The 22,140-nt window shown below is 55.9% G+C and carries 20 protein-coding genes, 2 tRNA genes and 1 pseudogene; 3 read left to right on the top strand and 20 right to left on the bottom strand.

Annotated elements, in window-relative coordinates:
• Positions 1 to 9: 9 nt before the first annotated feature.
• Both xrtE and SBL51_RS11095 read right to left on the bottom strand, forming a co-directional pair.
• The gene (gene xrtE / locus SBL51_RS11100; protein WP_317930996.1) at positions 10 to 1,659 is read right to left on the bottom strand and encodes an exosortase E/protease, VPEID-CTERM system; all 1,650 of its coding nucleotides are present in this window, start codon (positions 1,657 to 1,659) and stop codon (positions 10 to 12) included.
• Positions 1,660 to 1,851: 192 nt separating this feature from the next.
• Positions 1,852 to 2,154 (bottom strand): hypothetical protein, encoded by a 303-nt coding sequence (locus SBL51_RS11095; protein ID WP_317930995.1) that lies wholly within the window; start codon positions 2,152 to 2,154, stop codon positions 1,852 to 1,854.
• A gap of 635 nt (positions 2,155 to 2,789) precedes the next feature.
• On the opposite strand from SBL51_RS11095, the gene SBL51_RS11090 reads away from it, so the two are divergent.
• The gene (locus SBL51_RS11090; RefSeq protein ID WP_317930994.1) at positions 2,790 to 3,725 is read left to right on the top strand and encodes a hypothetical protein; all 936 of its coding nucleotides are present in this window, start codon (positions 2,790 to 2,792) and stop codon (positions 3,723 to 3,725) included.
• Here the strand turns inward: SBL51_RS11090 and SBL51_RS11085 are convergent.
• From SBL51_RS11085 to miaB, 6 genes and pseudogenes are all read right to left on the bottom strand, one after another.
• On the bottom strand, positions 3,667 to 4,611 hold the full coding sequence (locus SBL51_RS11085) for a DUF6279 family lipoprotein (protein ID WP_317930993.1): 945 nt from the start codon (positions 4,609 to 4,611) through the stop codon (positions 3,667 to 3,669). The genes SBL51_RS11090 and SBL51_RS11085 overlap by 59 nt on opposite strands.
• On the bottom strand, positions 4,577 to 6,151 hold the full coding sequence (gene lnt, locus SBL51_RS11080; RefSeq protein ID WP_317930992.1) for an apolipoprotein N-acyltransferase: 1,575 nt from the start codon (positions 6,149 to 6,151) through the stop codon (positions 4,577 to 4,579). Before lnt ends, SBL51_RS11085 begins: the two co-directional genes overlap by 35 nt.
• A gap of 57 nt (positions 6,152 to 6,208) precedes the next feature.
• Positions 6,209 to 7,066 (bottom strand): HlyC/CorC family transporter, encoded by an 858-nt coding sequence (locus tag SBL51_RS11075; protein ID WP_317930991.1) that lies wholly within the window; start codon positions 7,064 to 7,066, stop codon positions 6,209 to 6,211.
• 15 nt (positions 7,067 to 7,081) lie between these two features.
• Positions 7,082 to 7,534 (bottom strand): rRNA maturation RNase YbeY, encoded by a 453-nt coding sequence (gene ybeY, locus SBL51_RS11070; RefSeq protein WP_317930990.1) that lies wholly within the window; start codon positions 7,532 to 7,534, stop codon positions 7,082 to 7,084.
• Complete coding sequence (locus SBL51_RS11065) at positions 7,531 to 8,607, bottom strand: PhoH family protein (protein WP_411860470.1); 1,077 nt, start codon at positions 8,605 to 8,607, stop codon at positions 7,531 to 7,533. Before SBL51_RS11065 ends, ybeY begins: the two co-directional genes overlap by 4 nt.
• Before the next feature lie 176 nt (positions 8,608 to 8,783).
• Positions 8,784 to 10,232 (bottom strand): annotated as a pseudogene (gene miaB / locus SBL51_RS11060) (tRNA (N6-isopentenyl adenosine(37)-C2)-methylthiotransferase MiaB); the annotation flags it as partial.
• 195 nt (positions 10,233 to 10,427) lie between these two features.
• Between miaB and SBL51_RS11055 the strand changes: the two are divergent.
• Positions 10,428 to 10,760 carry a DUF1820 family protein gene (locus tag SBL51_RS11055; RefSeq protein ID WP_317930989.1) on the top strand — a complete coding sequence of 111 codons (333 nt, stop codon included), beginning with the start codon at positions 10,428 to 10,430 and terminating at the stop codon, positions 10,758 to 10,760.
• Between the two features lie 62 nt (positions 10,761 to 10,822).
• Positions 10,823 to 11,599 (top strand): alpha/beta fold hydrolase, encoded by a 777-nt coding sequence (locus tag SBL51_RS11050; RefSeq protein ID WP_317930988.1) that lies wholly within the window; start codon positions 10,823 to 10,825, stop codon positions 11,597 to 11,599.
• A 66-nt stretch (positions 11,600 to 11,665) separates the two neighbouring features.
• On the opposite strand, the gene SBL51_RS11045 is transcribed toward SBL51_RS11050, so the two are convergent.
• The 12 genes from SBL51_RS11045 to SBL51_RS10990 all read right to left on the bottom strand — a co-directional run bounded on the left by SBL51_RS11045 (position 11,666) and on the right by SBL51_RS10990 (position 22,028).
• A complete protein-coding gene (locus tag SBL51_RS11045; RefSeq protein WP_317930987.1) occupies positions 11,666 to 12,943 on the bottom strand; it encodes an aminotransferase class I/II-fold pyridoxal phosphate-dependent enzyme in 1,278 nt (425 codons plus the stop codon).
• Between the two features lie 180 nt (positions 12,944 to 13,123).
• A complete protein-coding gene (locus SBL51_RS11040; RefSeq protein WP_317930986.1) occupies positions 13,124 to 13,942 on the bottom strand; it encodes an HDOD domain-containing protein in 819 nt (272 codons plus the stop codon).
• A gap of 146 nt (positions 13,943 to 14,088) precedes the next feature.
• Entirely contained in the window at positions 14,089 to 14,703 is a 615-nt protein-coding gene (locus tag SBL51_RS11035) for a hypothetical protein (protein WP_317930985.1), read from the bottom strand.
• A gap of 336 nt (positions 14,704 to 15,039) precedes the next feature.
• Positions 15,040 to 15,116 (bottom strand) — tRNA-Met (locus SBL51_RS11030).
• A gap of 83 nt (positions 15,117 to 15,199) precedes the next feature.
• A complete protein-coding gene (ychF, locus tag SBL51_RS11025; protein WP_317930983.1) occupies positions 15,200 to 16,291 on the bottom strand; it encodes a redox-regulated ATPase YchF in 1,092 nt (363 codons plus the stop codon).
• Between the two features lie 96 nt (positions 16,292 to 16,387).
• Positions 16,388 to 16,972, bottom strand: coding sequence for an aminoacyl-tRNA hydrolase (gene pth, locus SBL51_RS11020; protein WP_317930981.1), 585 nt, complete (start codon positions 16,970 to 16,972; stop codon positions 16,388 to 16,390).
• A gap of 54 nt (positions 16,973 to 17,026) precedes the next feature.
• Positions 17,027 to 17,653, bottom strand: a complete 627-nt coding sequence (locus tag SBL51_RS11015; RefSeq protein ID WP_317930979.1) for a 50S ribosomal protein L25/general stress protein Ctc — start codon at positions 17,651 to 17,653, stop codon at positions 17,027 to 17,029.
• Positions 17,654 to 17,756: 103 nt separating this feature from the next.
• Positions 17,757 to 18,686 (bottom strand): ribose-phosphate pyrophosphokinase, encoded by a 930-nt coding sequence (locus SBL51_RS11010; RefSeq protein WP_411860476.1) that lies wholly within the window; start codon positions 18,684 to 18,686, stop codon positions 17,757 to 17,759.
• A gap of 137 nt (positions 18,687 to 18,823) precedes the next feature.
• A tRNA-Gln gene (locus SBL51_RS11005) sits at positions 18,824 to 18,898 on the bottom strand.
• A gap of 8 nt (positions 18,899 to 18,906) precedes the next feature.
• Complete coding sequence (ispE, locus tag SBL51_RS11000) at positions 18,907 to 19,740, bottom strand: 4-(cytidine 5'-diphospho)-2-C-methyl-D-erythritol kinase (RefSeq protein WP_317930977.1); 834 nt, start codon at positions 19,738 to 19,740, stop codon at positions 18,907 to 18,909.
• Positions 19,741 to 19,749: 9 nt separating this feature from the next.
• Positions 19,750 to 20,325: a lipoprotein insertase outer membrane protein LolB gene (lolB, locus tag SBL51_RS10995; protein ID WP_317930976.1), complete on the bottom strand. Its 576-nt coding sequence runs from the start codon at positions 20,323 to 20,325 to the stop codon at positions 19,750 to 19,752.
• Positions 20,322 to 22,028 (bottom strand): tetratricopeptide repeat protein, encoded by a 1,707-nt coding sequence (locus SBL51_RS10990; RefSeq protein WP_317930974.1) that lies wholly within the window; start codon positions 22,026 to 22,028, stop codon positions 20,322 to 20,324. Before SBL51_RS10990 ends, lolB begins: the two co-directional genes overlap by 4 nt.
• Between the last annotated feature and the right edge of the window lie 112 nt (positions 22,029 to 22,140).

The following is a 22,140-nucleotide window of genomic DNA, read 5'->3' as shown; positions in this document are numbered from 1 at the left end:
TTCGCCTGGTTAGAGGTACGACCACTGGCCAAAGAGGATGGCATAGAGGCACAAACCGGCATTGGTGGTGGCGTGGGCGATGATTGCGGAGGTGATATTGCCGCGGTAGCGGGCAACGGCAAACAGCACGCCGACCAGGGCGCCGGCCAGCCACTGGTTGTGAATAGCACCAAAGGCCAGACTCGAGACAATCAAGCTCAGCCAGTGGAAAGGTAGCGGCTGGCGGTGATCGATCGGTTGGCCGGCAATGCGAGCCAGCAGATAGGAACGAAACAGTAACTCTTCAATGATTGGGGCAATCACTATCGAACCCAGGCAGCGGATGGCCACCCATACAATCGAGAGGGCGAGCGCGCCTTCACCCAGGCTGGCGGAGAGAGTTTGGTTAAAGCCTGAGTCGGTGGGAATCAGAAGCAGCCACAGCGCCAGCCCCGCCAGGCCCCACAAAATTGCTTCCGGCAGGCGGGTCGGCGTGGGTATTTGCAGGGTTCGCCAGAAGTAGAGCAGCGCGGCACCGCCCAACAACGCCTTGATTGGGTAGAGCCAGTTCAGTGGCCGACTCTCCAGGCCCATGATGAGCGCACCCAGCAGAAACAGAATAAAGCTGATCAGTATGGCCGAGGCGGTATCCCGTTTTAACGGCACTGCGACGGGTGCTGTTTGGCTCTGGTGTTTAAACCAGGGGATGCGGTTAAAGCCGTAGATAATGGCCATGGCCAGGCCGATAAAGGTGAACCAGCCGGCCTGGCTGTGAAAGCCGCCAATAGCGAAATCGGGAGAGACGAACTCGCCCAGCAAAATAAGCAGGGCGATACGTACCACGTTGAGCAGCCAGCTCAAGACAGCCGCCAGTGGCAGCAGAATCAGTGCTTGGGGAAAACGCAGCTGGTCGCGCTGAATATAGAGGTAGAGCAGGGTAAAGCAGACCGCGAGCCCCATCCCTTCCACACCGGAGCAGGTGGCGGAGATATGCACCACAAACTGATCAACCCCCAGATAGAGCTTTTCCGGAACCGAGTAGACCGCGGGTACAAACAGCTGCAGCAGCCATTCGCTGGCGGCAAAGGTGGGATAGATAAACGTCGGCCAGAGGCTTTTCGATAGCAGAGAAACGGCGGTGACGATGGTTGCCACCAGCGCACAGAGCAACAGTGCCTGCTTTTGGGCTGCGCCAAAGTGCCACCAGCTCCGCAGGGGCAAAATCATCAACAGTACCGTCAAGAGGACCGTCAGGCCACAGGTCAACCAGAGCAGGGTGGCCAGGCCCAGGTTACCCCCGGCATCGGTAGCCATCGGCTTAAAAATCTGGACGCTAAGGCTAAAAAAGAGCGCATAGGCAATCAGGTTGATTGCCAGCTTAACAATCAGAATGAGTGGAGATTGTGCCTGGCTGTTTTGTAAGCTGGCCGGCAGGGGCTCCGGGCTGGCGATACGGATCAGCAGGTAGGCCCCGGCGGCCACGGCGGACCATTGGATCAGCAACGCGGCATGGGACAGTATCCAGACCAGGGATGCGTTGCGGTTGTCGGCAATGGTGGCCGCATCCATCAGGGTGCTGATCAGCAATACCTCTGCTAACAACAGCGCTATCGCCACAACTTTTATCAGTGTGGTCGTACGCATCGTTTGAGCGTGGGGGTTGCTGTCGTTGACATTCATTATGTGGGAATCGGGCAACAAATTTGGCTGGTGGGAGGAGAATTGGCTACCACAAGGAGTATGTCAGAATATTTGGCAAGGGCTAGTGCTGATGAGAGATGGCTTTTGCAAAAAGCATTTACGGGTGGCTGGAAGAAACAGAGCCGGCCACAATGGCCGGCTCTGTGACTACTTAGCTAGAGTGCTCGTTAACTAAGGTTCTTTACGACGGCGACGGCGCTCGGCTGTCACTGCCAAAAGTCCAATAGCCATAGAACCTACCAGCGTTGCTGATGCCGCGTTCAGTTCCGGCACGTTGCTGGGCTCTCTCGAATCGCCTTCCGGTGCTGTATTACACTCCTGGAAGAAGAATGCGAAAGAGCTGCTGCAGACGTCCCATGAACCGCCGCCGTCACCGTGATGATGGCTGCCGTCACCACCGCTTCTTGCGAAGGCGGGTGTGGCGGCTGCCATGCAGGTGGCAAGCACAGCGATCTTTAAAGGCTTCAATCTCATTCCTTTTTCCCCACGATTAGTCCTGATCCTTCGTCAGCCAATTCAGTCAAGGTGACCCATAGTTGGGCGGCCACATTCCGTTTGACCAAAACCGACCTACTTTCCGATTGTGTTCCAGAAAAACAGAAAATCTCACCTTTACCTGGGTAGGGTTACATAGCCATTTAATTAGGAAATGGTAATGTAAGGTGTCAGTAATGTTAACCGGTTCACAGAAACATAGTATCAATCGAGTGAAAAACCGTCGATATATTGAACAGTATCTTTTCACTAAATTTACATTGACCAGTCGGTTAACCCCTGTGTAATGCCATTCAGGTGTATCGGTGTTTCTATTTAGGTGCTTTTTGGTGCATGTAAAATAAGTTGGTGTTCTTCGGGTGCGTCGCTATGATCATTTCTGTTGCCTGCTTCTAACTGAATGGTGCCGGCGGTGTTATATTCTGGTGCCTGCTCGAGAGATTGTGCACCGCTTGGTATAGCTATTGCTGGTGATGCGGTGACAGCATTGGTGGCTTCAGGGAGGCGTCACCTTGGTCTGCTGTTTGAGTGAATCATCTCAGCTGGAAAGGTGAGTGGTTGCTTGAAAAGCTTTCAGTGCAGAAGGTTGTGACCAAGACCAAGATGGAAAACCATTGAATAAACAGATCAAAATAGAAAACAACATGAGCAGCGGTGATTTAGTTGTTGCCTGTAAAGGTTACAACGAGCGCCTTCTCGCGCTCAGCTTAATTAAACAGATCAGCCATTTGTGCCGTGATATTCAGCGGCATCGCGGGTTGGGAATGTCCCTGATTGCTGGCTACGAGGAGTTTGAGCCTGACTTTACCAGTCTGCAGTTGCAGGTTGGCAGACGTATGAAGGCGTTGCAGGCATTCTCCCTACAATCCAATAATCTTCTCTCCTCCACTCAGTTGGAAAAGCTGAGTGCCGCCTGGACGGTTATTGAGCGTGATTGGCAGGGCGATTCGGTGATGGAGAACTTCGAGTACCACTCCCATTTTATCGAGCAGCTACTACAGCTGATGATGAACTTGGCGCGCTTTCTGGAGCGACCGGTTGCTACCGAATTCGGCGAGTCGGCACCGGTGGCGACGCGTAATGTGGAGCCCCGCAAACAGCAGATCAACCAGGTTGGCCTGTTGGTCTTTGTCTGTAACCAGCTGCCATCGCTGGTGGAGTTGGTGGCTAAAATCCGGGGTTTGGCCACATTGGCGGCCAGTCGCGGCAGCCAGGATGAGTTGGAATCGAGCAAGCTGCGCTACTTTATTCAGGGCACGCGGGTGCAGCATGAAAAGGTACGCAGCCAGGCTGACCGGTTGCTGGAGATTACCCGCGACGCCATCCGGAATTTGCCACTGATCAAAGCCTATGAATTCAAATTGATGTTTCTGCTGACCACGGTGGAGAAAGAGATTCTGGAGCCGAAACTGATCAATATGAACAGTCGCCAACTGTTCGACTTGGCCACCGAGACTATCGATGTCTACCTGAAGGTGGTGGATGAAGGGCTCACTCAGCTGCAGCTCTGGCAAGAGGAGTCTTTGGAGCAGTGGTTTCAATACGGCTGATTGCACTGGCCTGTTCAGCTCTGCCGGCGAGGTAACGGAAGTCGCTGGCATAACCCGCCAAGCGGCCTAGCAGCCGCTTTTTTTGTGCCTCGGTTAAACTGCCGTGGATGGTTACGATCATCTCCCGCCACGCCTGACGGTTGTTGGTGGTCAGGCGTTCATGCTCCCGGCTGAGGTATTCCGGTTGCGCAAAGATCAATCTGGCTGCGCGCCGCAGATTATCGTGCTCGCTTAAATCGGTGCGCAGAGCCTGTTCAAATTGGTACTGCCAAATGCGCTGCTGCTGCAGGGTAAGCACCGCCAGGCTGGCCTGGCCCCGGGCCCACTGTTCAACAGTGTCAACCTGTGCCGGGGTCAGCTTGCCCAGCACGCTCTCCAGGTTCTCTAACGTCTCTTCTGCCCTTTTGCGGGGGATTTCGTCGCTGCTGAGGGCGACATACTCCTCTTGGAAGTCGCCACTCTCCTTCTGCAGCTGCGTGACAATCTGGTCTATCTGTTCCTGGCTCAGGGTCGCCAGTATGGCTTCGGCGATGGGTATTAACCGCGCTTCAGTGCGCTGCCAGAGTTGGCCGATTTCGCTGAAGGCCGCAGTTAAATCCTCGGTACTGATGGTCTCACCGGCGAAGGTGGTGACGGTGGCGTCGAGCAGGTGGGCGTAGTCGTTCAGTTCGTGGGCCTGGTGCCAGCGCTGAAACTCTTTGGTTAGGCGGGTGAGTTGCTGTTGCTGCTGGCTGTCCAGAGTGACGTAGTTTGCCGTTTGCCAGCGCAGCCAGTTGTCGAGAAAGCCATAGGCCAGGCGAACCCTGCTGCAGCTCACCAGCAGCGTGGTGAGCAGAATGATCAACGCCCATCTAAGTGGGCTTTGCCAGCGATTTTTTGTCTGCATGGAGATCTCGGTTACGAGTTCGTGCACGCCAAGCCAAGGCCAGGAAAGCCAGCGCCATGGCCCCAATCAACGGATTATTTCGCCACAGCATGTAGGGGGTAATCCCGGCCCTGGGTACCACTTCGCCGATCAATACCCGGCGTTCAAATTGCGGCAGGCGCGTGCGAATGTCGCCTTGATGATCGACCAGTGCGCTGATGCCGTTGTTGGTGGCCCGGATCAGGTCGCGCCCGGTTTCCAGTGCGCGCATCTGTGCCATCTGCATATGTTGCAAGGGGCCGATGGAGTCACCAAACCAGGCATCATTGGAGATGGTCAATAGTACATTGGCACCCTGGGCGTGGCGGGCAATCAGAGCAGGATAAGCGACCTCGTAGCAGATGTCTGCACTGAGCAGGGTATCACCGAGCAGTAGGTTGGGCTGTGCACCGTGGGATGGGGCAATGATTGAGGTGGGCATATTGAAAAAGTCGAGCAGACCGCGCAGCCAGTGCCCAAGCGGCACGTACTCGCCAAAGGGCACCAATCGGGATTTACTGTACAGCCCCTGGCCGATGCCGCGGGCAATGATGCTGTTGTGAATCTCGCCGGTGTCGGGCGCGCGATAGAGTACGCCGGTGATCAACGCGGCGTTATTGGCTGCCGCCCTCTGGCTGATGTCGTTCAGGAAAGGGACTGCATTTTCATACAGCATGGGTAGCGCCGCTTCCGGCCAGACGATCCAGTCTACTTCTGGCCACAGCGGGTCGCTCAATGACTGCAGCAGCCGCAGGGTGGGCAGGCGCTCGGCTGGTGCCCATTTTAACTCCTGGGGGATATTGGGTTGCACCAGGGCTACGGTTTTGCTGTTGCCGGCGGGTTTCGTCCACTCCACTTGGACCATGCCCAGGGCTGATAACCAGAGTGCCATAAGGGCCGTCAACAGGCCGAGAGCCGCAGGCCAACGGCGTGCCAGGGCCAAGCGGCCAAGGGCGACCAGTCCGCTGCCGGTGACCGCCACCGCCCAGCCAACCAGTAACACACCGCCCACCGGCGCCAGCCCCGCCAAGGGGGTATGCAGGTGGCCGTAGCCCAGGTACAGCCAGGGAAAACCCGTCAATAGCCAGCCGCGCAACCATTCGCCAAACAGCCAAAACAGGGGGGCGACCACTGTCAGAGTGACCGTTAAATTGGTACTGCGAAAGCGCTGCCAAAAGCAGTAGGGCAGTGCAAAAACCAGCGCCAACCCCCCGACAAACAGACTGGTGAGCAACAGTGCCAGGGCTGTGGAGGCCATACCGAAGCCGTGAATACTGACATAAACCCATGAGGCACCCACACCAAACAGGCCACAGCCAAACGCCAGCGCAGACCAGAAGTGCCCGCGTGTCTGCAAGGTCAGAAGTGTGTTGAACAGGGCGACACCGAGCAACCCGGCTGGCCAGTAGTCAAAAGGGGCGAGTGAGAGGGGCACCAGCCCGCCTGTCACCAGGTTGGCCAATAGCAGTAATAGGGTTTGGGGGCGGAAGCAGCCCGCGCAGAGGCGGGCGAAACGGGTCACAGACGGGAGACCTTTTGGCACTCTATATCCCTATATCCGTATGTTCGGATAGCCAGACTAACTTTGAGGAAGGGTCAATCGTACCAGGTGAATTTGACGGCTGTCTGCGTAGAGAATACGAAACTCAAAGCCATTCAATTCAACATGCTCATTGCGGCTCGGCAGGTGGCCAAAGGCCCGTATCAATATGCCGCCGATGGTATCGAATTCGTTGTCGTCAAACTTGGCGCCAAACTGCTCGTTGAACTCCTCAATGGGCAGCAGTGCTTTGATGACGTATTCGTTATCGGAGACTTTTCGAACAAAACCGTCGTCTTCGTCTTCGTCGGTTTCGTCCTCGATATCGCCCACGATTTTTTCGAGCACATCCTCAATGGTTACCAGGCCGGCAATAGCACCGTACTCGTCGATAACCAGGGCCATGTGGTAGCGATTCTCGCGGAACTCGCGCAGTAACACATTCAGGCGCTTACTCTCGGGAATGATGCTGGCGGGGCGAATAATCCTCTCCAGCGAGAAGTCCTCTTTGCCGTTTAAGATCAGCGGCAGGAGATCTTTGGCGAGCAGAATCCCTTTGATGTCATCCACGGATTCGCCAATAACGGGGAAGCGGGAGTGGGCGGATTCAATGATGATTGGCAGGATCGATTCGGGGGTGTCATCCAAGCGCACCACGGTCATCTGTGAGCGCGGTACCATCACCTCGCGAACCTGGCGCTCTTGAACATCGATGGCGCCTTCAATCATGCTAACCGCTTCTTCGTCCAGTAGCTGGTTGGCGGCAGCATCTTTAATAATGTTGAGTAAGTCCTCGCGCGATTTGGGCTCGGGTGAGAAGCCAGACATCAATCTGACTAACCAAGACTTGTCGTGGTGGCGCGAGGACTGTCGACTACTCGACGGGTCTTCGTTCATTAGAAGCAAACTCTCCTAAGGTTGTTGCTGATAGGGGTCACCAAACCCCAGTTTATTTAATATTTTAACTTCCAGTGATTCCATCACCTGGGCTTCGTCCTCTTCTGTGTGGTCGTAGCCCTGTAAATGCAATACGCCGTGGACGACCATGTGCGCCCAGTGGGCATCGGCTGTTTTCCCCTGCTCGCTCGCTTCGGCGAAAACCACCGGCGCGCAAATAATGATGTCGCCGAGGAGGTTCAGCTCAATACCTGGCGGCAAATCGGCAGGGAAAGAGAGCACGTTAGTGGGTTTATCCTGGCCGCGGTACTGTTGGTTTAACGCGTGGCTCTCATCGCGCTCGACAATGCGGATGGTCAGCTCTTCGTCCCCGTTCGGGTTCTGAATTGCCGCCGCCGCCCACTGCTGTAACTGCGCTTCACTTGGCAGCCCGGCATCGGCGCAGGCTATTTGCAGATCGAGCATCATTCCGGGCGCTGATTGGACGAGGACTGGTCGTTCTGTTCGGCGCGGTCGTAGGCTTCAACAATGCGTTGTACCAGGGGGTGGCGAACCACATCCTTGGCGCCAAAATAGGTGAAGCTGATCCCATCAACGCCATCGAGCACCTCAATAGCATGGCGCAAACCCGATGCCTGCCCACGCGGCAGGTCGATCTGGCTGGGGTCACCGTTAATCACCGCGGTGCTGCCAAAACCAATGCGCGTCAGAAACATCTTCATCTGCTCACGCGTCGTATTCTGGCTCTCGTCCAGTATCACAAAAGCGTTATTCAGCGTTCGCCCGCGCATATAGGCCAAGGGGGCCACTTCAATGACATTGCGCTCAATGAGCTTGCCGACGGTTTCAAAGCCGAGCATCTCATAAAGGGCGTCGTAGAGTGGCCGCAGGTAGGGGTCAACCTTCTGCGACAGGTCCCCGGGCAGAAAGCCCAGCTTTTCACCGGCCTCAACCGCTGGTCGAACCAGCAATATCCGCTCTATCTGGTCTTTGAGCAGTGCCTCTACCGCACAAGCCACCGCCAGATAGGTTTTGCCGGTCCCTGCAGGACCAATGCCAAAGTTGATATCGTTGCGCTGTACCGCCCGCACATAGCGCTGCTGATTCTTGCCGCGGGGTTTGACGGTACACTTTTTGGTGCGGATCAGGGTGAGTTGATCGGCGCTGCTGGCTTCGGCCAGGCTGTCGAGGCTGGCCTGCTGCAGCGCCAAATGGACCATTTCTGCCGTCAATGGTTTGTCTTCGGCGGTCTCCGCATAGAGGTTGGCGAGTAGCATTGATGCCGCTGCCACTGAAGGCTGAGGGCCGCTCAGGGAGAAGTCACCGCCGCGATTGGCGATGGTAATTCCCAAACGCTGCTCGATTTGGCGGATATGTTCGTCGAATTGACCGCACAGGCTAGCCAGGCGTCGGGTATCAGCCGGCTCCAAAGTCAATGTTTGGGTGACACTTTCCAGGGCGGGACTACTGGCCTGGTCGGTAGGTGTGGTAGTGGCTTCCGGCTCGGTAACGGTGGAAGCCGTGGGTGTTGAATTGTTCAATGGTGGCTTTTAACCGTCCTTACGGTTACGACACGGTCTTGTAGCGTAAACGATTACTGCGTTACTGAGAAGCCCAAACCATGCCTTATATCGCAGAGTTTTAACCGGTAACGAAACTCAATATTCCGGTTACTACCCGGGCCTCCTCTGGGTTGGGGTTAAAAGTCGTCGTCCAGCTCGGAGGCGAGCAGCGAGCCGCGCAGTGAGTTGGGTAGGGCCTCTTCGATCAAAATGTCAGCAAAATGGCCGATCAGACGGGTATTGTCACAGCGGAAGTTGACCACCCGGTTGTTCTCCGTACGCCCGGAGAGCTGGCCTGGATCCTTTTTGCTGAAGCCGGTTACCAGTACCCGCTCGGTATTGCCCACCATCTGCCGGCTGATGCGCTGGGCCTGGCTGAGCAGCTGTTGTTGCAGCCGCTGCAGGCGTGCTTTTTTCAGCTCTGGGTCGGTGGTATCGGGCAGATCTGCGGCCGGTGTGCCTGGGCGCGGGCTATAGATAAAGCTAAAGGAGGTATCGAAGTTCATCTCTTCGATCAGCTTCATGGTGGCTTCGAAGTCGTCTTCGGTCTCACCGGGGAAGCCGACAATAAAATCGGATGAGAAGCTGATTTCCGGACGAATGCGACGCAATTTGCGCAACTTGGCCTTGTATTCGAGGGCGGTATGGCCCCGTTTCATGGCCATAAGAATACGGTCGGAACCGCTTTGCACCGGCAGGTGCAGGTGGCTGACCAGCTCCGGCACCGATTCATAGACGTCGATCAGGGCGTCGGTGAACTCCACTGGGTGGGAGGTGGTGTAGCGAATCCGGTCGATGCCCGGTACTGCAGCCACGCGGGTGATCAGTTCGGCTAAGTCGATGGTTTGGTCATCAGCATCGGCACCCTGGTAGGCATTTACATTTTGGCCGAGCAGGTTGATCTCGCGTACTCCCTGGCGGGCAAGGTGGACGATCTCTTTTAGCACATCAGCCACTGGACGGCTGACCTCCTCGCCACGAGTGTAGGGAACGACACAAAAGGTGCAATATTTGGAGCAGCCTTCCATCACCGAGACAAACGCAGTAACGCCATCGGCTTCGGGTTCGGGCAGGCGATCGAACTTTTCGATCTCTGGGAAACTGATATCGACCACCACCGCGCCATCGCCGCGTGGGGCATCGATCATCTCGGGCAGACGGTGGAGGGTTTGTGGGCCAAAAATCAGGTCGACAAAGGGGGCGCGCTCGGCAATTGCCTCACCCTCCTGGCTGGCTACACAGCCTCCCACGCCAATGATGACGTTGGGGTTCTCCTTCTTCAGGTGTTTCCAGCGGCCGAGCTGGTGAAACAGTTTCTCCTGGGCCTTCTCCCGGATAGAGCAGGTGTTGATCAGCAGGACATCGGCCTCTTCGGGGTTGTCGGTGGTAACCAGGTGGTGTGATTCGCCGAGCAGATCGCGCATGCGGGCGGAATCGTACTCGTTCATCTGGCAGCCGTGGGTTTGAATGTAGAGCTTTTTGGTACCTGCAGCGGTGGCCGCCAGCGGCTGATCACTGCTGGCCAGAACAGAGGGCTTCGCATCAGCGGGGTCGAAAACCGCAACACCACTTGTTTGGGATGCGCTTTGTTCAATTGGGGGCATGCCGGCTACCTGTATAAAATCTAACCTAAAAAAGGAGGGCGATTATAGCGGCACAGACCGCAGGCCGCCAGGGCGGGGGTGGCTGAAACAGGCGGAACTGCTCCAATTAATAGCGCCAGTGACCTTGAATTAAACTGTGCCCAACCCAACTATGCTATGCTCCTCTATCGCAGTCTGCTTGCTGAAGTGAACATAATGAGTAATGCCCCTATCTATAAAGTGATTTTCTACAATCGCTCCCAAGTCTATGAGATCTTCGCGAAAGCCATCTACCAAAGCGAAATGTACGGTTTCATTGAAGTGGAAGAGTTTGTCTTTGGTGAGCGCTCGCAACTGCTTGTGGATCCGGGCGAAGAGAAACTCAAGACCGAGTTCGCCGGGGTAAAGCGCTCCTACATTCCCCTGCAGGCCATTATCCGCATCGATGAGGTCGAAAAGACCGGTACCAGTAAGATCAGCGAAGTTAAAAGTACCGACAAGATCGCCGCCTTCCCGTTTCAGGGTCAAGTTCCCCAGGGGGATGCTTAGGCCCTGGCGCCATTGGAGCTCGCTCCATTTCCTATTGGTACCAGTGAATACTGGGGTTCACCTTGCAGTTAAATTTCAAACGATACAGCGATTCCGGCCCGGCCCTGGTAATGATGCACGGGCTGTTTGGTTCCTTGGAAAATCTGGGCGGCATTGCCCGCTACCTCTCTGAACACTATCGGGTCTACAGCCTGGACATGCGCAACCATGGCGCTTCACCCCACGCCGACGATATGAGCCTGGCGGCCATGGCCGAGGATGTGGCGGAGTTTTTGGTATCGGAATCGATTGATAGTGCTCATCTGCTTGGCCACTCGCTGGGTGGAAAAGTGATGATGGAGCTAGCCTTGAGTAACCCGGAGCGGATTGATCGGGTGGTGGTGGGTGATATCGCGCCGGTGGATTACGGTGTGCCGCGCCACGACGATGTCTTTGCGGGGATTGAAAGTCTCGACTTGAGTACCCTCACTAAGCGCTCCCAGGCGGAAGAGGTGGTCGCCCACTATATTCAGGAGCCAGCCGTACGTAGTTTTATTCTTAAAAACCTGGTGCGCGACAGCAATGGCGGCTATTACTGGCGCATTAATACGCCGGCGTTGAAGAGCAACTACCCGAAATTGATCGGCGCCAATCGGGACGACACCCACTTCGAACGGCCGGTGCTGTTTATCAAGGGAGAACATTCCGACTACCTGACCAACGCCCACAAGGGTGAGGTGCTGAAGCGCTTTCCCAAAGCCCAGGTGAAGGTGATCAGTGGTACCGGGCACTGGCTGCACGCCGAGAAACCAGAGTTGTTTGCCAAGCTGACCCACAACTTTTTGCAGGGGCGTGCCTAGCGGCTTACAAAAAGTGTGTATAAAACAAAAAAGGGCCGTAAGGCCCTTTTTTGTTTTTAGCTACTATCAGGCGGACAGGCGTTGTCGGACGCTGGCCAGCTTCACGCACAGAACAAAGATCTGCATCGCGGTTTCCAACTCTGCCAGAGAGGGCACACTGGGAGCAAGACGGATGTTGCGATCTTCCGGATCCTTGCCATAGGGGTAGGTAGCACCGGCTGGGGTCAGTTTCACACCGGCCTCCGCCGCCATCTTCACCACGCTTTTGGCCAGGCCAGGCAGGGTGTCGAAAGAGATGAAATAGCCGCCCTCCGGGCTTTCCCAATTGCCTAAGCCGGTGCCGGCCAGATCGTCGTTAAGGTATTTCAGTACCATATCGAACCTCGGTTTGAGAATCGCCGCATGCTTCTGCATATGGCTTTCCAGTGTGGCCATATCGGGCAGCATGCGGGCATGGCGCAGCTGATTGACCTTGTCCGGGCCGATGGTGCTGACACAGAGTGAATTTTTAAAGGTCGCCAGGTTGCCGTTGGTTGCCCCCAGAAAGGCGACGCCTGCTCCGGCATGGGTGATCTTGGAGGTGGAGCAGAACTGCACAATTGAGTGCTCGGTGCCAGCGGTTTTAGCCAGGTTCATGATGTTGGCCAGCGCTTTGGGCTGATCGATAAGATCATGCACGGCATAGGCATTATCCCAGAATACTAAAAAGCCTTTGCCGGCCACTTTGGGCAGTTCGGCGATGGCTTGTACCACCGCATCACTGTAGATAATGCCGGTAGGGTTGGAGTACTTGGGCACACACCAAACCCCTTTTATCGATGGGTCGCTCTTCACCAGTGCCTCCAGTTCGGCCATATCCGGGCCATCGCTGGTCATAGCCACCGGCACCATCTCAATGCCGAAGGCTTCACAGATGGTGAAGTGGCGGTCGTAGCCTGGCACGGGGCAGGCCATTTTAATTTTACCTTCGTGGCGCCAGGCGGATTCCGGGCCGGCAAAGCCCAGTTCGTAGGCCTGATAGACGCATTGGTACATCAGCGTCAGGCTGGCATTGCCACCGGCCAGAATCTCATCTTCGCCAATACCCAGAATGGCAGCGCCCAGGCGTTTGATTTCGGGCAGACCGTCCAGCCCACCATAGTTACGGCAATCGGTGCCATCCTCTGCTTTGTAGTTGCCCGCAAGAATACCATCGAGGGCATCGGACAGGTTGAGCTGCTCGCTGGAAGGTTTGCCGCGGGTTAAGTCCAGCGACAGTTTTTTCTCCTGAAAAGCTTGGTATGCGGCGGCCAGCTCGACTTCCAGGGATTGAAGTTGATCTTGTGACAGAGACTGAAGTTGCAATTTGGACCTCGGACATGTGGGGTGGGGCGTAAGTGCGGGGCATTATACTGATTTGGAAATTTGTCCCGCAATTACCATCAGCGTAAAAATTGGTCGCTGATTGACCTGAACGCCACTGAGCCGGTTATCGCTAGGCGGGGGAGGTTGGCAAACCCGGCTTAACGCCGGGTAACCGCTGCATTAGTGGATCAAATCATCAATATCAGCGTCGATGGTCTGCAGTTGATCGATATTGGCCATCAACTCAACCAGGTCGATATCCAGACTCTCGGCGATGGCGCTGGGGAATGCGCCGAGAATCTCCTGTTTGGAACTATCGGATTGGTCGGTGAGGTAGATAGCAATGGCATTGACCGCCGCCAGGGGAGTGGCGTGGTCGGCGCTGCAGGGCTGGTTTTGCCAGCGGATTCCATCGGCAATGGCGGCAGGGAACTTCCAGCGTTGCGCCAGGGATTCTCCGGTCTGGGTGTAGTCAAAACCAAGTTGGTTGCGTTGCAGGTCAATACGGTTGGCCCCCTCATCCACCAACAGATCTATCCCCCTTGCCTGGTCGGGTAGCAGTATGTGAATCAACAGGTCGCCAATGGCGTTCATCATGCCGCAGGTGAAGGCGATTTCCGGGTTAACCCGGGTGTACCTGGCCACCCACTTGGCGCGATTGGCAACCATAAAGCTGTGGCGCCAGAAGTGTTTGATATCAAAGCCAACGGGTGCCTTAAATGCGCCAGTGAGGCCGGAGGCGAGCACCAGCGTGCGCAGAGCGTCAAAGCCCATGCGTACGATGGCATCGTTGACACAGCCAATGTTGCGATTGCCGCCGTATTTTGCGGAGTTGGCCAGCCGCAGTACTTTGGCGGTGAGGGCCTGGTCGGCGGAGATTTTTTTGGCAATGTCATCAATATCGAAATCGTCGTGGGAGAAGGATTCGATCAGTTCTTGTACCACTTTGGGGATGCTGGGCAGATTGGCAGCATTGTCTATGAGGGCGCTTAATTTCACGATTGCTCCTGATTTTGTTATGTCCTTTATTAGGAACGTCAAATTCAGAATAGATTAGTGCCGACAAGCTTGCGAATCGTGATGAAAAAATAGGCAAAAAAAAGCCCTCACAAGGAGGGCTTCTATAGTTAGGTTGCTCGTTGCGCTTAGGCTAAAGCGACCTCTGGTCGGCGGCTACGGTTTGATGTCAGCGCCAACAGGGCGGCAACCAGGGCAAAAATCAGTACAGCCCAGGAACCATTCAGCTCAGGCACCCCCGCCACAGTGGCGTAATCCTTCACTGAATCCTCGTTCGGTCCTACTGTTTGGGCGCGAATGGCTACCAGTGAGAAGGTGCTTGTGCTCAGGCTTTGGCCGAATGTGGGCAGACCAAAGTGAAAACTGGTGATGGTGTCGGTGGCACCATTGGAACCTACTGAGAAGGAGTAGTCTGGGGTGATGCCAGTACCGTTCCAGTTACAGAAAGCATCACAAGTGCCAAAAACGGGATCTGCGGCATAGCTCTTGATGTCGTCTAAGATAGAGGCGCCATAGTCGATGTTGGTATCAAAGCCAAAGCCGACGATGTCGCCAGTCAGGCCAGGGTCACCGATATCGACGCTGAAGTAGAAGAAGCCGGCATCGGTGGTGTCATCGACACTAACCTGCCAATCAACCTGGTTGCTGGAGTTGTAGGTCCAGTTGGTGAAGTTAACGGTGGTGGCTTGTGCGCTCACCGCCATGAGTAGTGCAGCTGCGGTTAGTAAAGTAGAGCGAAACATGCGATTTGTGCCTCCAGCACTTTAGGATTTTGTGTCCGGGTATTTGATGCTTGCGGCGACAATAATAGCATTTTCTATAACCCAATCCACAAAAATTGAAGGTAAATGGCTCAAGTGGTTATATTGTTTTTTTATAGAGCTATAGAAAATCGGATATAACACAAGTCGCTAATTTTAAAGGATATATTACCTGTTGGTTATAAAGTGCTTGAAGATAGTCGTTGCAAATATGTCTGCTGCTGGTGAGTTGAGCTTGATTAAAAAGGGGGCAGATGGGGGGATTGCGGAGCCGAAGAAAAAGGCTGGTGGGATAACCCGACCAGCCTTTAAAAAGAGTGGTAGCTAGGGGGAGACTTGAACTCCCGACCTCAGCATTATGAGTGCTGCGCTCTAACCAGCTGAGCTACCTAGCCACAAATCACCTAACTCGGTGAGGGCGCGAATTATCAGGGAGTACCCTTGGGCTGTCAAGGGTAGATCCGCCGCACCGGGTGAATTATACGTTAAAACGGAAGTGAATAACGTCACCGTCTGAAACTACATATTCTTTACCTTCGAGGCGCCACTTGCCGGCCTCTTTGGCGCCTTGTTCGCCCTTGAACTGCACAAAGTCGTCGTAGGCGATCACTTCTGCGCGGATAAAGCCCTTTTCGAAGTCGGTGTGGATCTTGCCAGCTGCTTGGGGGGCGGTGGCACCAATCGGAATAGTCCAGGCGCGTACCTCTTTAACACCGGCGGTAAAGTAGGTGTGCAGGCCCAGCAGTTCATAGCCGGCGCGAATAACCCGGTTCAGTCCCGGTTCCGTCATGCCCAGGTCGGTCAGAAATTCCGCTTTTTCTTCGTCATCGAGTTCGGCGATTTCGGCTTCGAGCTTGTTGCAGATGGCCACCACAACGGCATTTTCGCCGTCAGCAATCGCCTTCACCTGGTCGAGCAGCGGGTTGTTCTCGAAACCCTCTTCATCGACGTTGGCGATGTACATGGTCGGCTTGAGGGTTAGCAGGCTCAGCGGTTTGAGCAGGGCCAGCTCGTCTTTGTCCAGGCCGAAAGCGCGCAGGGGTTTGGCTTCATTCAGGTGTGGCAGAATCTTTTCGCACAGCGCCTTCATCGCCTGCGCCTGCTTATCCTGGCCCTTGGCAAGCTTGCTGTAGCGGGTAAGGGCTTTTTCCACGCTATCGAGGTCGGCCAGTGCCAATTCTGTGTTGATCACCTCGATGTCGGAACTAGGGTCAACCTTGCCCTCAACGTGGATGACGTTACTGTCATCGAAACAACGTACCACGTGGGCAATGGCCTCGGTTTCGCGAATGTTGGCCAGAAACTGGTTGCCCAAGCCTTCACCTTTGGAGGCGCCGGCCACTAGACCTGCGATATCGACGAACTCCATGGTAGTGGGCACCAGCCGTTCAGGTTTGACGATCTCGACCAGTTTGTCCTGGCGCAGATCTGGTACCGGCACTATGCCGGAGTTGGGTTCGATGGTGCAAAACGGGAAGTTCTCTGCGTCGATACCGGCCTTGGTTAAGGCGTTAAACAGCGTTGACTTGCCGACGTTGGGAAGACCCACAATGCCACATTTAAATCCCATATTGGTCTCCTTAGACGAATTGGCGGCCCATGCCTTAAAGGCCCGGCATTCTACACTAGAACCGGGTGCAGGGGTGCATCTGGCCGGCGAACTTGCTCAGCTGGTGGTATGTAATTGCTGCATTGCCTTGGGCCATTCGCCGGTGACTAAAAGCGGAACAACACGGCTGGCTTCGTAGATGGCATCTGCAGTGAGTTTGAACTCAGATTCCGGCGCTCTTTTCAGCACGTATCCGCTCACCTTTTTGGCGTCGCCCGGGTGGCCTATGCCGAGCCGTAGGCGGGCAAAATCCTTGCTGTTGGCCAGCGCAGAGATGGTATCGCGTAGGCCGTTGTGGCCGCCGTGACCTCCGCCAATTTTAAGGCGGGCGACACCGGGTGCCATGTCGAGCTCATCGTGGGCCACCAGGATGGCTTCGGGGGGGATTTTGTAGAAGTTGGCGGCGGCGGCAATGGCTTGGCCGCTGCGGTTCATAAAGGTGGTGGGTATCAGAAGGCGCAACTCTTTGCCGCCGACCATAATACGGCCAGTGAGCCCGTGAAATTTGGCTTCCGGTTTGAGTGTGCACTGGTATTGATCTGCGATCAGCTCGACAAAGTCCCAGCCGGCATTGTGGCGGGTGTGTCGGTACTGCTCGCCGGGATTACCCAGGCCAACCAGGAGTTTGATGGGGGTATTCATAACAGGGATGGTTTGAAAAGTGGGCGAGGGTAGCCCCTCGCCCGTAACCGCTAATTACTCTTCTTCAGCAGTCTCTTCGCTGTCGGCAGTTGAGCCGCCGCGAGTTTTGGAGATGGTAACAACGGCCAGATCGTGGTCTCCGCCGTGCGCCAGATCTACCGAGCTGACACCTTTAGGCAGGGCCAGTTCAGAGATGTGCAGGCTATGGCCCACTTCCAGTTGTGCCACATCAACTTCAATAAACTCAGGCAGATCCGCTGGCAGGCAGGTGATATCCAGCTCAGTGATGTTGTGGGTAACAACACCGCCTTGCTGCTTAACACCAATGCTGCTGTCTTCATTGATGAAGTGCAGAGGTACTTTGGTGTGCAGCTTGTGATCGCTGGAGACGCGTTGGAAGTCTGCGTGCAGGACCAGTGGCTTGGCTGGGTGGCGTTGCAGATCTTTCAGAATAACCTGCTGGCTTTCAGAGCCGATATTCAGGGTAACAATGTGGGAATAAAACGCTTCATTCTCCAATTGTTTCATCAGATCTTTGTGAGCCAGTGAAATTTGCAGTGGATCCTGGTCGCCGCCATAAATAATGGCTGGCACCAAACCCTGTTCGCGACGCAGGCGGCGGCTCGCACCTTTCCCTGACAGATCGCGAAGCTGCGCGTCTAGTACAAAAGCTTCAGACATTTGCTCGTCCTCAGTAGGCACACTCCCCTTGCGACCAGGAGATGCGTGCAGTTGTGTTAACCACAGCTATTTATAGTGTGGTATGGGTCTGTGAGTGCTGTTCCTAGCGGAACATTGCGCTCAGAGATTCTTCATTGCAAATTCGGCGTACGCACTCGGCCAGCATGGGCGCCAGGCTCAACTGACGAATTTGCGGCGAGGCTTGGGCCTCGGCGCTGAGCGGGATAGAGTCGGTAACCACCAGTTCATCCAGCTCAGAGTTGTTAATGTTGTGCATGGCATTGCCCGACAGTACCGGGTGGGTACAGTAGGCCACTACCTTTTCGGCACCAAAGGCTTTCAAGGCTTTGGCGGCACCGCACAGGGTGCCGGCGGTGTCGACCATGTCGTCGACCAGCACACAGGTGCGGCCATTGACGTCACCGATCAGGTTCATCACCTCGGCGACATTCGCACGTGGGCGGCGCTTATCGATAATGGCCAGGTCGATATCCAGCTGTTTGGCCACAGCCCGGGCGCGAACCACACCACCGATATCCGGTGAGACCACAATCAGATCTTCGTAGTGGCGGCGTTCGATATCGGCCAGCAGTACCGGAGAACCATAGACGTTATCCACCGGTACGGCAAAAAAGCCCTGAATCTGTTCGGAGTGCAGGTCGACGGTCAGTACCCGATCGACACCCACAGCGACCATCATGTCGGCCGTCACCTTGGCGGAGATCGGCACGCGGGCGGATCGTACGCGGCGGTCCTGACGGGCGTAGCCAAAGTAGGGCACCACGGCGGTAATACGCCCGGCTGAGGCTCGGCCCAGCGCGTCAACCATGAAGATTAACTCCATCAGGTTGTCGTTGGTGGGCGCACAGGTGGGTTGCACGATAAAGACATCCCGGCCGCGAACGTTGTCGTTTAACTCGACTGTGATCTCCCCGTCGGAGAATTTACTCACAGTGGCGTCACCCAGTGGGATGGCGAGTTTGTCCGCAATTGCCTGAGCAAGGGCCGGGTTTGCGTTCCCGGAAAACAGCATTAGATCAGCCACAAGCCGTACCTTTGTGGTTAGTAATGTTATCGATTGAGCTAAGACCGGAATGCACCAGAGTCTGGTGGGAATATCTCAGTGTGTTATGGGTTGTCATAATGCCTTGGTACCACACTGAAGAAATATGGCTGGGGTGGAAGGATTCGAACCTTCGCATGACGGGATCAAAACCCGCTGCCTTACCGCTTGGCTACACCCCAGTAGCAAATTACTTCGGAAGCAAGTCGAACACTGGTGAACGATTAATGCCCTTGGCCACGAAACCCTGAACGCCCGGTGGGCGCTGCTCAAAAACTGCCTCGGCAGACGCTTTGTCTTTCAGTGCCAAAAACACACAGGCACCGGTGCCGGTCAGTGTGGCAGGGCCAAATTGACCTAGCCAATTCAGAGCAGATTTCACTGGCGGATAGAGCTCGCAAACCAGTGCCTGGCAATCGTTTTTAGTGCCTTGCTCGAGAGAGGCCGCTACTTTAATGACGGGCGTGTCTCTTGTCAAACCTTTGTGAGAAAAAATCTCTGCCGTGGAAACGTGGCAGTCGGGCGCCAGCACGACATACCATTTCTCAGGTAAATCAACCGCTTGCAGTAACTCGCCGACACCTTCGGCGAAGGCGGAGCGACCGTGGACAAATACCGGTACGTCCGCCCCCAACTGACGGGCCAGTTCTAACAGCTGCTGTTCAGGCAGTTGCAGTTGCCAAAGAGCATTGAGTGCCAGCAGTGTGGTCGCCGCATCTGAGCTGCCGCCGCCAATGCCGCCGCCGGCTGGAAGTCGCTTGTCGAGGTGAATTTCCGCCCCCACCGGCCTGCCGGCATAACTCTGCAAAAGCCTGGCGGCCCGCAGTACCAAGTTGTTATCCCCGGCGAGCGTGGCATCGCTACAGGTGAAGGCGAGCTTATCACTGGATTTAAAGTGGAGTTGGTCGCCAAAATCGAGCAGTTGGAAGAGGGTCTGCAGGTTGTGATAACCGTCCGACCGGCGACCATTGATGTGCAGGAACAGATTCAGTTTGGCGGGTGCGGGGAGTGTGAGTTCGGGCATGGTGTTCGACTATTGTAACTGCCAGTCCTTGACCACCAGCAACAGGGATATTGTATCGGTTTTGGCGACTAGCCGGCTGGGCAATTGCCAACTGGCGACGGCTTGATAGCGGCTTAGTTCTACCTGCCAGCCAGCCTGGCTGATTTTGGTGATGGCGCCCAGTTCATCTCTGGTGATGGCATCGACGGGCACCAGGGGTGAGGGGACCCCTTTGGCCCAGTAGGCAAAGTGTTCCACGGGCACGCTCCAGCCCAGCTCACGCAGCATGATCTCCTCTGCGGAAGCACCCTGCAGGGTCTGCTGGCCACGGGTGAGGGCGATATGATCCTCAGAGCCCTCGATTTCAGTGCTGCCCTGGCCAAACAGGCCGCTCAGTTTAATGAGGAAGTGATCCTGGTCCTGCTGCCAGGAGAGGTAGGCATTGACGCGGTCATCCGGCAGTGTAACTCCCAGTTTGCCTTCCATAGCCCAGCGTTGCAGGGTGTCTGCAGTTTGCGGGGGTAGCAGGCTGGGGTGGGTGGCACAGGCGCCGAGTGCCAGGCTGATCACCAGCAGGGCGCCGCGTGTGCAGTGTCGCCAATTCATGGTGTCGCTTTCAGGCGCTCCATAACCTTGGGAATGATCTCGCTTGCAGGGTTGAGGCGCAGCCCCTCTTGCCAAACGGCCTCGGCCTCCTGCTCGGCGCCGGTAACCCAGAGCACTTCTCCCAGGTGGGCGGCGACTTCATGGTCGGGGAAGGCCTTCATGGCTTCTCGCAGGCGGGATATGGCCTCTTCGAAGTTGCCCATGCGGTATTGTACCCAGCCCATGCTATCGATAATGGCGGGGTCGCCCGGTTTCAGGCTTAAGGCCTGGTTGATCAGGTCGAAGGCCTCCTGATACCGGTTGGTGCGATCTGCCAGGGTGTAGCCGAGGGCGTTGAGGGCGGTGGCGTTGCTGGTGTCCAGGTCGATAATGGTACGCAGGTCGGACTCCATCAGTGCCAGGCGGTTGCGCTGTTCATTCAGCATGGCCCGGGCGTAGAGCAGAGGGGCGCTCTTGGGGTGAAAGGTAAGCCCTTCGGTTAAGACCTCGACCGCCAGATCCAGCAGCTGGTGCTGGCTGAGCACTTCGGATTCGGCCAGATAGAGGCGCTCTTCCTGGTTGCTGTAGTTGCTGCGCAGCTCTTGAAAGCGTTGGCGTACGGCGTCGAGGTTGCCCTGTTCGATGAGGATGTCAGCACTGCGGCCGAGAGCGACCATGAAATCGGGGCCAGAGTCGACCTGCTGGTAGTGCTCCAGCGCGGCCTGCTTATCACCCTCTTTATTGGCAATTTCGCCCAAATAGAAATGGGCGGAAGGGCCACGGCTGGGGTGTTCCAACAGCTGTGTGAAGAGCAGCTTGGCGGTGCTGAGATCGCCCAGTTCGTTGTTGATCAAAGCCAGCGAGAAGATGTAATTGGCATCACCGGGTGACTGTTTGAGCAGAATTTCAAACTGCTCCCGGGCGCCATTGAGGTCGTGATCCGCCAGTAGGCGGGCGTAGTCGAGGCGCAAGCGCTGGTTGTTGGGGTTGCGCTCCAGCAGCGCCTGCAGACGCTGGCGGGCCTCCTGCTCTCGGCCCAGCTGCTGTAGCACCTTGGCCTCCAGGCTGGCAGCACTGATGTTGTCGGGCTCTTTTTTCAGGACGGCTTCGGCAATGGCCAGAGCCGCATCGTACTGTTCGGTGGCCTGTAGCAAGAGCCCTTTACTGATCAGCAGCTCGGTCTGCTCTGGGTTTTTGTCGGCCAGGTCGGTGTAGGCGGCCAGGAGTATCTCGCGCTGGGGTTGCGGCGCCTGGGAGGCTCTGGCAGCTATGGTTTGGAAGATCGACTGAGCCGGGCTGCGCGCCAGCGGTAGGGCAATTTCAAAGGCTTCGGTGAGCCTGCCCACCTGGGCCAGCTCATTGGCGGCGATTACCCGTGCTTCCAGGTTGCTGGGCTCCAGCTCCAGCCACAACAGTGAGGTGCTCAAGGTCGCCTGGCTGGCACCCAAATAGCGGGCGATACGGGTGGCGCGGGCGGCGACGGCTGGGTCGCGTGTGGTGTGAGCCTGTTGTACATAGTTGCCGAGGCCAATTTCGTAGCGGCCCCGGTCCAGGGCCATATCGGCAACTAATAAGGAATAGAGGGTTTCTGGCTCAAAGTTTTTGTACACTACCGGCTTTTCAGTGGGGAGGGCGCTCTCCTCCACGGGTGTTGAGGTAGTTTCGACGGGGGGAGATTGCGTGGCACAGCCCGTAAACAAGCCCGCGGTAAGCAGTGCTGCCATCAGAGGTGCAATGCGCATCGAATTAGGGGTTTTTTTGCCAGTTAAATTCAAGCCGGGTAACCTATGCTTCAATGGAGCTGCTGTTCGTGTACTGAAAAATCAGTATAAATGC

Source organism: Halioxenophilus sp. WMMB6 (genome assembly GCF_033283405.1).
Classification (GTDB): domain Bacteria; phylum Pseudomonadota; class Gammaproteobacteria; order Pseudomonadales; family Cellvibrionaceae; genus Halioxenophilus.
This window is presented reverse-complemented; position numbering and strand designations above follow the sequence as displayed.

What these genes read in the sequence shown, in the direction of transcription:
- SBL51_RS11010 (WP_411860476.1), bottom strand. Translation starts at nt 18,686, where the DNA reads ATGCTGTTTTCCGGGAACGCAAACCCGGCCCTTGCTCAGGCAATTGCG.
- ispE (WP_317930977.1), bottom strand. Translation starts at nt 19,740, where the DNA reads ATGCCCGAACTCACACTCCCCGCACCCGCCAAACTGAATCTGTTCCTG.
- SBL51_RS11075 (WP_317930991.1), bottom strand. Translation starts at nt 7,066, where the DNA reads ATGAACGAAGACCCGTCGAGTAGTCGACAGTCCTCGCGCCACCACGAC.
- ybeY (WP_317930990.1), bottom strand. Translation starts at nt 7,534, where the DNA reads ATGATGCTCGATCTGCAAATAGCCTGCGCCGATGCCGGGCTGCCAAGT.
- SBL51_RS10990 (WP_317930974.1), bottom strand. Translation starts at nt 22,028, where the DNA reads ATGGCAGCACTGCTTACCGCGGGCTTGTTTACGGGCTGTGCCACGCAA.
- SBL51_RS11085 (WP_317930993.1), bottom strand. Translation starts at nt 4,611, where the DNA reads ATGCAGACAAAAAATCGCTGGCAAAGCCCACTTAGATGGGCGTTGATC.
- xrtE (WP_317930996.1), bottom strand. Translation starts at nt 1,659, where the DNA reads ATGAATGTCAACGACAGCAACCCCCACGCTCAAACGATGCGTACGACC.
- SBL51_RS11095 (WP_317930995.1), bottom strand. Translation starts at nt 2,154, where the DNA reads ATGAGATTGAAGCCTTTAAAGATCGCTGTGCTTGCCACCTGCATGGCA.
- lolB (WP_317930976.1), bottom strand. Translation starts at nt 20,325, where the DNA reads ATGAATTGGCGACACTGCACACGCGGCGCCCTGCTGGTGATCAGCCTG.
- pth (WP_317930981.1), bottom strand. Translation starts at nt 16,972, where the DNA reads ATGAATACCCCCATCAAACTCCTGGTTGGCCTGGGTAATCCCGGCGAG.
- SBL51_RS11015 (WP_317930979.1), bottom strand. Translation starts at nt 17,653, where the DNA reads ATGTCTGAAGCTTTTGTACTAGACGCGCAGCTTCGCGATCTGTCAGGG.
- SBL51_RS11055 (WP_317930989.1), top strand. Translation starts at nt 10,428, where the DNA reads ATGAGTAATGCCCCTATCTATAAAGTGATTTTCTACAATCGCTCCCAA.
- SBL51_RS11035 (WP_317930985.1), bottom strand. Translation starts at nt 14,703, where the DNA reads ATGTTTCGCTCTACTTTACTAACCGCAGCTGCACTACTCATGGCGGTG.
- ychF (WP_317930983.1), bottom strand. Translation starts at nt 16,291, where the DNA reads ATGGGATTTAAATGTGGCATTGTGGGTCTTCCCAACGTCGGCAAGTCA.